At 69.8% G+C, this 9,114-nt stretch carries 9 protein-coding genes and 2 tRNA genes; 5 read left to right on the top strand and 6 right to left on the bottom strand.

Going from position 1 to position 9,114, the window contains the following annotated elements:
• Nucleotides 1-213: 213 nt before the first annotated feature.
• Entirely contained in the window at nt 214-1,122 is a 909-nt protein-coding gene (locus KGA66_RS26540) for an AraC family transcriptional regulator (RefSeq protein ID WP_211471878.1), read from the bottom strand.
• An 84-nt stretch (nt 1,123-1,206) separates the two neighbouring features.
• Between KGA66_RS26540 and KGA66_RS26535 the strand changes: the two genes are divergently transcribed.
• On the top strand, nt 1,207-1,638 hold the full coding sequence (locus KGA66_RS26535) for a DUF2000 domain-containing protein (RefSeq protein ID WP_211471876.1): 432 nt from the start codon (nt 1,207-1,209) through the stop codon (nt 1,636-1,638).
• Nucleotides 1,639-1,734: 96 nt separating this feature from the next.
• Nucleotides 1,735-2,169, top strand: a complete 435-nt coding sequence (locus tag KGA66_RS26530) for a cupin domain-containing protein (RefSeq protein ID WP_211471874.1) — start codon at nt 1,735-1,737, stop codon at nt 2,167-2,169.
• A 27-nt stretch (nt 2,170-2,196) separates the two neighbouring features.
• Here KGA66_RS26530 and KGA66_RS26525 read toward each other — a convergent pair whose 3' ends face one another.
• The gene (locus KGA66_RS26525; RefSeq protein ID WP_211471872.1) at nt 2,197-3,216 is read right to left on the bottom strand and encodes a magnesium transporter CorA family protein; all 1,020 of its coding nucleotides are present in this window, start codon (nt 3,214-3,216) and stop codon (nt 2,197-2,199) included.
• A gap of 191 nt (nt 3,217-3,407) precedes the next feature.
• Between KGA66_RS26525 and KGA66_RS26520 the strand changes: the two genes are divergently transcribed.
• Nucleotides 3,408-3,608, top strand: a complete 201-nt coding sequence (locus KGA66_RS26520; RefSeq protein ID WP_211471870.1) for a hypothetical protein — start codon at nt 3,408-3,410, stop codon at nt 3,606-3,608.
• 104 nt (nt 3,609-3,712) lie between these two features.
• Here the strand turns inward: KGA66_RS26520 and KGA66_RS26515 are convergent, their stop codons facing one another.
• The gene (locus KGA66_RS26515; protein ID WP_211471868.1) at nt 3,713-5,491 is read right to left on the bottom strand and encodes a glycosyl hydrolase family 18 protein; all 1,779 of its coding nucleotides are present in this window, start codon (nt 5,489-5,491) and stop codon (nt 3,713-3,715) included.
• A 372-nt stretch (nt 5,492-5,863) separates the two neighbouring features.
• Here KGA66_RS26515 and KGA66_RS26510 point away from each other — a divergent pair, with 372 nt between their 5' ends.
• Nucleotides 5,864-6,319, top strand: coding sequence for a universal stress protein (locus KGA66_RS26510; RefSeq protein WP_211471866.1), 456 nt, complete (start codon nt 5,864-5,866; stop codon nt 6,317-6,319).
• 81 nt (nt 6,320-6,400) lie between these two features.
• Here KGA66_RS26510 and KGA66_RS26505 read toward each other — a convergent pair whose 3' ends face one another.
• The 3 genes from KGA66_RS26505 to KGA66_RS26495 all read right to left on the bottom strand — a co-directional run bounded on the left by KGA66_RS26505 (nt 6,401) and on the right by KGA66_RS26495 (nt 7,739).
• Complete coding sequence (locus KGA66_RS26505; RefSeq protein ID WP_211471864.1) at nt 6,401-7,354, bottom strand: formylglycine-generating enzyme family protein; 954 nt, start codon at nt 7,352-7,354, stop codon at nt 6,401-6,403.
• A gap of 189 nt (nt 7,355-7,543) precedes the next feature.
• A tRNA-Cys gene (locus tag KGA66_RS26500) sits at nt 7,544-7,614 on the bottom strand.
• A gap of 52 nt (nt 7,615-7,666) precedes the next feature.
• A tRNA-Gly gene (locus tag KGA66_RS26495) sits at nt 7,667-7,739 on the bottom strand.
• 498 nt (nt 7,740-8,237) lie between these two features.
• Here KGA66_RS26495 and KGA66_RS26490 point away from each other — a divergent pair.
• The gene (locus KGA66_RS26490) at nt 8,238-9,002 is read left to right on the top strand and encodes a S1 family peptidase (RefSeq protein WP_211471862.1); all 765 of its coding nucleotides are present in this window, start codon (nt 8,238-8,240) and stop codon (nt 9,000-9,002) included.
• The last annotated feature ends 112 nt before the right edge of the window (nt 9,003-9,114 follow it).

Raw genomic sequence — 9,114 nt, 5'->3', positions numbered from 1 at the left:
TCAAGATGCGGCAGGATCGCCTCGAACTTCGCCGCCAGCACCCGCTCGTCGATCTCCATGACCACAGCCATAGCAGAATCCTGGCAGGACAATCAGGACATGTAAAGATAATTTAGCGACGAGCCCTAACTACCCGATCGATACGTGCAGCCTCATGGCCCGCATACGGCGCGTAGCCGCACACGATGTGCACGGTGCCGGTATCCGGCGTTCTCAAGCACCTAACGCACGCGCACGTCTGGACGGTTCCGCGGGGTCATCGACCACCGCCGCGCGGTACCGCGCCGGGGTGATGCCGTAACAGCGCCCGAACCACCGGGTCAGGTGCGCTTGATCACTGAAGCCGGTCTCCGCCGCCGCGTGCGAGGGGGAGAACCCCTGGCTCAACAGCGCTCGCGCGGCCCGCAGACGCAACTGCCGCTGATAGTCCCCGGGCGACATGCCGTACTCGGCGCGAAAGGCGCGGTACAGCGCGAACCGGCTGCAACCGGCCAAAGCCGAAAGCTCGTCGGCCCCGATTTCCCGCGCGTATTCCGCGCTGAGCAGGTCCCGCACGCGCGACAAGCCCGCCTCGTGCCGTCCCGGGAGCGACCGTTCCCGCTCCGGCCCGAAGACCATGCCTGTGCGCAGCGGCGTGCAACGCACAAGCGCCCGGATCGCGGCGTCCCGGGCCTCCTGTGCCGCGAGCAACTGACCGCCGGCCACCGCCGCACTCAGCCTGCGAAGCGCATCAGCGGCCGCACGGTCCCGCAGCACCGGTTCCGCGAACAACGGCGACCCGACCCTCCGCCCGCGCTGGTCGCGCAGGACGTCGTTCACCGCCCAGTCCGGGATGTGCACGATCGAATACGTGAACCCCAACGCGTCGGTGGCGTGGCCGTCGTGCGGGTCGTCCGGATTGAACGCCATCACCATGCCCGCCGCGCTCGTACGGCGGGCCCCGCGGCAGGTGAAGGTCTGCGCGCCCGACTCGGTGACGCCGAAGGAGTAGGTCTCGTGGCTGTGCCGGTGGTACCGGTGCGTCTCGAAGTGCGCCCGCATGACCTCGATCGAGCTCCCGGGCGCGCGCCAGTAGACGGCCCAGTCCGGCACCCGCTCAGCCACGCGCACGGGCTCACTCACACCTCGATTCTGCACCAGCCGTACCACGCCGCGGCGCACGAGCGTCCAAGACCGGCTCGCCCGCCGCGGCACACGATCGTTCCCATGAACGACAAAGCATCCGGGCCGGCGCCAGACACGAAGATCGCCGTCGTGGTGCGGGAGAGCCTGGCGTCCTGGCAGAAGCTGAACGTCACAGCCTTCGCTGTCAGCGGCATCGCGGCCACCGCGCCGCGTACCGTGGGCGAGCCCTACCTAGACGCGTCGGACGTGCGCTACCTGCCGATGTTCGGGCAGCCGGTCCTGGTCTTCGCAGCCGCTCCCGCACAACTGCGTAAGGCACATCGCCGTGCCCTGGACCGCGGCCTGGCCATGTCCGTGTATCCCGAGGAGTTGTTCGGCACATTCAACGATGAGGACAATCGGGCGGTGGTGCGTAAGATCACCACCGACGACATGGCTCTGGCCGGGATCGCCGTGTACGGCCCGCGTTCCGACGTCGACGCGGCGCTCAAGGGTCTGTCACTGCACCGATGACCGGCTCCGGAGCTGGGCGGGCCCGGGCGCCCCGCAGCGTCCGGCCGCCCGGCCCGCGCCGCGTAATCCGCCCGACGAACCGTCAGGAGACGCCCCATGACAGCTGCCGGCGACGAACCGCGCCCCGTCGATCTGCCGAGCGCCTACGCTTCCTTCGCCGCCGAGTTGTGGGCGCCGCGCATCGCCGCGACCGTCAACGACTACGACGTGAAGATCGCCAACGGTGAGGGCGATTACGTCTGGCACAGCCACCCGGATACCGACGAGTTCTTCCTCGTCGTCAAGGGACGCCTGACCATCGAGCTGGAGGGTCTCGACCCGGTCGTGCTCGGGCCGCTGCAACTGTTCACCGTCCCGCGCGGCGTGCGGCACAAACCCTCCGCCGAGCCCGGCACCAGGCTGCTGTTCTTCGAACCGCACGGCACCGTGAACTCCGGCGACGCGGACCTGCGCGCCGACCCGTGGGTCTTTTCCACCACCGGTCTCGCCCTCGGCCGGCCGGGGCCGTCGGCGGCCCCTGAGTCGCGTTGAGGGCGGTCCAGGGGCTGTTCGGGGCCTCTACAGCCAGTCGCGCAGCCGGAAGGCGACGTACAGCCCGACGGACAGCGCGAGCATGATGCCGGTCGAGGTCCAGAATCCGGCCTGGGTGCTGAATCCCGGGTACGGCACGTTCTGCCCGTAGAAGCCGGTCACCGCGGTCGGCACCGCGATGATCGCGGCCCAGCTGGTCACCTTCTTCATGATCAGGTTCATCCGGTTGCCCTGGATGGTCAGCTGGGTCTCGCGCACCGTCGCGATCAGGTCGCGCAGGTTGTCCGTCCAGTCCGCGGCCCGGATCGCGTGGTCGTACACGTCCTGGTAGTACGGCGCCATCTCGGAGGATCCGCCGCCCAGGTCCCGCCGCAGCCGCATCAGCGAATTGATCACCTCGCGCATGGGCGCGATCACCCGGCGCGCGGTCAGCAGTCCCCGGCGCAGTTCGTAGAGCCGGCGCACCTCGTCGCGGGCCGGGCCCCCGTCCCAGTCGAAGACCCGGTCGCTGAGCTCTTCCGCGGCGTCGTCGAGCACGTCCAGCGCGGCGAAGTAGCTGTCCACGACGTGGTCGAGCAGCCCGTAGAGCAGGAAGCCGCAGCCGTGCGCGGCCAGGTCGGCGGAGTTGTCCCACCTGGCGACCACGTCGTCGATGTCGAACTCGCCGCCCTGGTGCACCGTGATCAGCGCGCGCCGGGTGATGAAAGCGGTGATCGTCACGGTGCGCAGGTGCAGGCCGTCGAGCACTCGGACGGCGTACCCCGTGAACAGCTCGTGGCCTTCGTAGCGGTCGAGCTTCGGGCGCTGGCGCCCCTTGACCGCGTCCTCCACGGCCAGCGCGTGCAAGCCGAGTTCCTCGGCCAGTTCGTTCAGTTCCTGCGGCGAGGGATCGGGCAGGTCGAACCAGACGGTGGTGCCGTCCTGCTCCAGCCAGTCCGACAAGTCGGCCATGGGAAAGCCCTCGGCGACCAACTCTCCGTTGCGGTAAGCGCGACTGCGCTGCCTGACGGCGGACGGTTCTGCGTGGCTCGGCTCGGTACTCGACACGTGCCGAGAATAGCTGGCCGCCTGCGCCGCCGAAGCTTGCGGAGGGCTAAGATCGATTGTGGGCGGGCCGCCACCCGATCGCGGCGGCCGCAAGGGCGCACCCGTGTGCCTGTGCATCCGCGCGCACCGCCCGCTGGAGTTGTCCCTCGGGGGAATCCGTCTGGCGCCACGCCGGAAGGAGGCTCCGTCTCATGCACCTATCCATCCCGATCACGCTGCTGCTCGGCCTGGCCGTGCTGTTCATGATCCGCAAGGACGGCCTGAAGTCCTCGCACGCCCTCGTCGCGGTCCTGTTCGGCTTCCTGCTGTCGACCACCGTCCTGGCCGCGCGGATCGGCCAGGTGGACAGCATGATCGCCGGCCTGCTCGGCGGCAGCATCTCGCAGCGCTGATCGCCGCCCCGCCTCGCGCGAAGTGCGGTCGCGGGAGACGGGACGGCGAGTCCGTGGCGCCGCGGCGGCCCGGCCCGGCGGCGGCGCCGTTGTGCGACTACCCGTCAGTTGACGGAGAAATCGTCCGCGTAGACATTGCCCTGCGCGTACCAGCCGTGCACATACACGGTGACCGTGCCGGAGGAACCGGTGGTGAACGACACCGTGAGCTTCGTCCACGAACTCGACGAGGTCCACGTGCTCGCGCTCGCCCCGCCGCTCACTCCGATGAACGCGTAGCTACCCTGCACCCAGCCGGTCAACGTGTAGCCGGTGTTCGGGCTCAGTGACAGCGTCTGGTCCAACTCGCCGGTCTGAGCGGAGGTCGGCGCGATGAGCGCGGCGTGGCTGCCCGAATGCACCGGAGCGGAGACCACCGCATCACCGGTCTGCCCGGTCCACGGGCTCAGGCCGCCGCTCTCGAAGCCGCCGTTGGCCGGCGAACCCGATCCGCCGCCACCTGAACCGTTGACCATGAGCGAATACGTCGCGCTGTGTGCGCCCGATGCCGCGGTACCCGTCACCGTGATCGTGTACGTGCCGGCCGGCGCAGCGGACGAGGCCGCGAAGGTGACGGTGGAGGAGCCGCCGGCGGTGATCGACGCGGGGTTGAACGAGACGGTCACCCCGGACGGCGCGCCCGCTGCCGAGAGGCTGACCGACTGCGCCGAGCCCGACGTCACCGCCGTGCTCACCGTGGCCGTCGTCGACGAACCGGGGTTCACCGCGGCGGACGACGGCGAGAGCGAGAGCGAGAAGTCGTTGCCCGGGTTGGTCGTCCCACTGCTGAAAGGCTCGAAGACGTGGCTGAAGTACCACTGGCTCTGTGAGATGCCCGAGCAGTTGTCCTGGCCGCCGGTGCCCGGGCAGTTGCCGTTGTCGCGTTGCAGCGCCCAGAACGACAGCTCGCTGATACCCCGGCCGGCGGCCCAGTCGTACACGGTCGTCGCGTCGGCGGTGGTGAAGGTCTCCGCGGCGCCGTAGTCGTCGATGCCGGGCATCTCGGTCACGCCGATCATGGCCCACTTCTGCGCCGCGCTCTTCGCCGGGTACAGCGAACCGAGCTGGTTGTACAGGCCGTTGGCCGCGTTCTCGGTGTCGGTCGCCATCTCGTGCGTCGCACCGTCGTAGTAGTCGAACGTCATGATGTTCACCACGTCGACGCGCGCGCTGTCGGCCACGGCGTTGCGCAACACCGCCAGGCCGGCGGAATCCAGGCCCGAGGTCGTCGTCGGCAGCGTGTACGAGAACTGCACCGTGTGGCCGGTGCTCGCCGCCCAGCTCTCCACCTGCGCGATCGCCTTGTTACGCCGGTCGATGCCCGCGCTGTTCGTCAGCGAGTTCGCCTCCGTGTCCAGGTCGATGCGGGTGACGTGGTACGTGGTGACCAGGCTCTCGTAGGCGGCGGCGATGGAACCGACGTTCGTGCAGCTGTCCGCGATCTCGGTGTTTGTGCTGTCCGCGGTGTATCCGCCGAAGGACGCGATGACGTTGCCGCCGTTCGCCTGGATCGTGCTGATGGCGCTGCCGAAGGTCGAGGAGGAGACCGGCATGCTGGTATCGCCGTTCCAGTCGACCGTGCAGGAGCCGGCGGACGCGGTCTGGAGGAACGCCATCGTCAGGTACTTCGCGCCGGACTGCGCGGAGACAGTGGCCGGGTCGTCCCCGGTCCACGCCTCGAAGTAGGGTGCGAACACGTGCGCCGGCACGGCGGTGTCGGCCCGGGCGCCGCTCGCTCCGGCGACGAGCACGAGCCCGGCTGCCGCGGCGGTGGCGGCCAGGGTGGCCAGGGCGGCGCGGACGCGACGGGGTCGGGCGGATTTTCCTGCGGTGGGTGAGCGCATGAATACTCCAGCGGGACGCTACGGCTGATGAGGCGGAACGCGGAGTGCGCCCTGCGGGGGCGGCGCACCGGTCGTACCGCGCCGGCCAGGCGTCGCCGTAGCCGCGCCGGACGCGTGCAGCAGTGGCCCGGGCTGCGCGGGAGCCGGCCGCGTGAGGACCGGACCCGCATGTGGTATGGACCACCGCTGGCCATAATTGGACTAGACCATGCATCTGTCAAGAAGTCTGACGAGACCACTGCGCGCACGCCGTGGCGGCGAAGCCGCGCATATATCGCGCATCCCGCGCCGGAGCCGTTCAGCCCGCGGCCCCGCGCTCGGTACGCTCACCCTGGAAAACAGGGCACACGGAGCGCGGTGACAGGACGGCTGATGGTCGAGAAGACAGCGTTCGAACTCGGGACCGACGGCCCGCTGGTGATCCTGGCGGGTGTCGACGGTTCGGAAACCTCGATGCGCGCCGCCGCCTACGCCGGCGGCCTGGCCCGGCGGCAGGGCGCCAAGCTCGTGCTGGCCTACTTCCGGCCGATCGGCTCCGCCACGCCGCAGGCCGGCGCCGCTCTCGCCCAGGTGGGCCTTGAGAACGCCGCCGACCTGGAGCGGCAGATCCGCGAAGGCGTCGAGCGTATCCCCGCGGGACAGCGCGTGCGCTGGGAGTTCTACACCGCCGAGGGCGACCCTTACCACGGGCTGATCGAACTGGCCGACCGCATCCGCGCCGACGCGGTCGTGATCGGAGCCTCCGAGCGCGCGGGGCACCGCATACTCGGCTCCGTCGCGGTACGGCTGGTCAAGACCGGCAGGTGGCCGGTCACAGTCGTGCCCTGAGGCGCCATACGGCCCGCCCGGAGATGAGCGCAGCGCTGCGCCTGCAAGCCGCGCTCATCTCCGGGCGGGCCGTAAACGGCATCAGTCGCGCACGATGCAGCGGAAACCGAGGTGGCACGTCGCCGTGTCCTCGGTCTGCCCTTGGCGCGCCGCGGGACGGTAACGCAGGCAGTAGTTCGGCGCACACAGGTGCGAACCGCCTTTGGTCACGCGCCGCGGATAGCAATCCTGGGATTGCTCAGGAGGCACCCCGTCCGAGTACGCGTTGATCGACGCGTAAGGCAGCCCCGGAAGCGCGCCGCCGTGATCCTCCGTGAAGTGGTCGGCAGTCCACTCCCACACATTCCCGGTCATGTCGTACAGGCCGTAGCCGTTCGGCGGATACATGCAGACCGGCGTCGTCCCGGGAAGGCGATAGGCATCCGGGTCGGGGGAGTAGTGCCAGGGGAACTCGCCGTGCCACGTGTTGGCCATCCGCCGGTCCTTGGGCGTGAACTCGTCCCCCCACGCGAACACCGCTCCCTCCAGGCCGCCGCGTGCCGCGAACTCCCACTCGGCTTCGGTAGGCAGGCACTTGCCGACCCACGTCGAGTACGCCAGCGCGTCCTCGTACGCGATCTGCGTCACGGGATGCAGTTCCCGCCCGTCCGACGTACTGCCGGGGCCGAGTGGATGCCGCCAGTTCGCACCGGGCGCGAACGACCACCACAGCCGCCAGTCCTCAAGGCTCACCGGCCCGGGCGGCATGCGGAACACCAGCGCCCCCGGCACCAACGCCTCCGGCGGCGCGTCGGGGTAGTCGGTGGGATCAGGCATGCGCTCGGCGACGGTGACGTACCCTGTCGCGTTCACGAAGCGGCGGTACTCCGCCACGGTCACCAAGTGCCGGTCCATCCAGAATCCGCCGACCGATGCGGTGTGCACCGGCCGCTCTTCGGGATAGAACTCGGCGCTGCCCATAAGGAACGTGCCGCCCTCGATCCGCACCATGCCGCGGTAGGTCTGCGCTTTTCGACGGGCAATCAGTTCCTGCATATGCCAACATTGCCGGAACGGCCGGTTCGCCGCCTCCGCGGCGCGCTCGCCGCAGAGCCGAACGAGTGATCACCGCGGACACGCCGATTCATCGACAGCGCACGGACAGGCTGCACGCCGAGCGCGTCAAGAAAAACGCCGAGACCTCGGTATCGAAACCGGTCTCGGCGTCACGTCCGTCCTCCGCGGAGGTGGCGGCGGGATTTGAACCCGCGTACACGGCTTTGCAGGCCGTTGCCTCGCCTCTCGGCCACGCCACCGCGCTGCGATGCGCCGCCGACCGCAAACCGGTCACACGGCGAAATCCACGCGAGCGGACGACGGGATTCGAACCCGCGACCCTCACCTTGGCAAGGTGATGCTCTACCAACTGAGCCACGTCCGCGCGAGCCTCTGTCAGACCGTGCCCTGGCGAACACCGCCCTGATCAGCCGCTCCGTCGCCGATCGGTCCGTAGTTGAGGACCGCCGGCAACGAGATGAACTGTATCGGATTCGCGCGGCGGATCAAATTCCATTCGGCAGGCCCGTGTCGGTTCGGCACACCCGCGCCGCGCGGACCGCTTCGGCCTTCCGGGGCAGCTTCGGCCTTCCGGGCCGCGCGCGTCCGTCGTTCGGGTGAGACGCGACGCCTTCAGCGGGCGTCCGGCCTTCCGGGCGGCGACGATGGACGCACCTTCGATCATGCCCGTCGCGCCTGAAAGCCGCCGATGTCTGCCGCCACGTCCGCCCAGCGCCGCCGCTCACCTCGCCTGTACCCACTACGACCGCACGCAGCGGCCCACGAAGGCCGTGGTCGCCGCCGCAGGAATCCCGGCTGGAGGGCGCCGCTCTGCGCCGCGGTCGCGACCTTCTGCGTGGTCTGCGCCAACGCGGCGTTGCCCGTGACGGCGCACGCGATCGTGGGCGGCACCACCGCACCGCGCGGCGACTTCCCGTTCATGGTTTCGCTCATGGAGAACGGCTATCCCTACTGTGGCGGCACGTTGGTCCGCCCGCAGTGGGTGCTCACCGCCGCGCACTGCGTTGCGAAGCGCAGCCCCGGGACGTTGACGGCCATCATCGGCCGAGTCGACGCCTTCGGCGCAGGGGGACAACCGCGGGCGGTCGACAAGGTGTCCATCGACCCCGCCTACGATGACGCGACAGAGGATTACGACGTCGCGCTCGTGCATCTGTCCGGTCCCACCGTCGGGGTCCCCGCCCCGCGTCTCGTCGCGGCCGGCGACCGGTCCGCGCAGGCTCCGGGCGTCCAGGCGACCGTGATCGGCTTCGGTTCCACCGCAGCCCAGCGCCCCGACGGCGACGGTCCCGTCGAGTATCCAGCGGCCCTGCAGCAGACCCGGGTCTCGATCCTCGCGGACCAGCGTTGCGCGGCGGTGTTCAACGGACGCGACGAGCCCGCCGTCCGCACCGACCTGATGCTGTGCGCGGGCGGCGACGGCCGGCACGACGCCTGCGTGGGCGACAGCGGGGGACCGCTGCTGGTCCCCGACGCGGCCGTGGGCGGGTGGATCCAGGTCGCGATCACCAGTTGGGGCGCGGGGTGCGCGGTCGCCGGCGTGCCGGGCGTCTACACCCGTCTGGCGGACCCGCAGATCGCGGCCTTCATCGCCGGCATCCTCGCCGTAGTTAGGGCCTGGAAATGAACGACACGCTCATTCGGGCGGTTCGGTCGCAATCAGGTCGTAGTTCCACTCGCCGTGGAACTCGTGTGGTCTGACGTGCCGCTCCTTCAGCAGTCGCATCTCGCGGTCGCTG

It is taken from the genome of Actinocrinis puniceicyclus (genome assembly GCF_018283645.1).
GTDB lineage: Bacteria > Actinomycetota > Actinomycetes > Streptomycetales > Catenulisporaceae > Actinocrinis > Actinocrinis puniceicyclus.
This window is presented reverse-complemented; position numbering and strand designations above follow the sequence as displayed.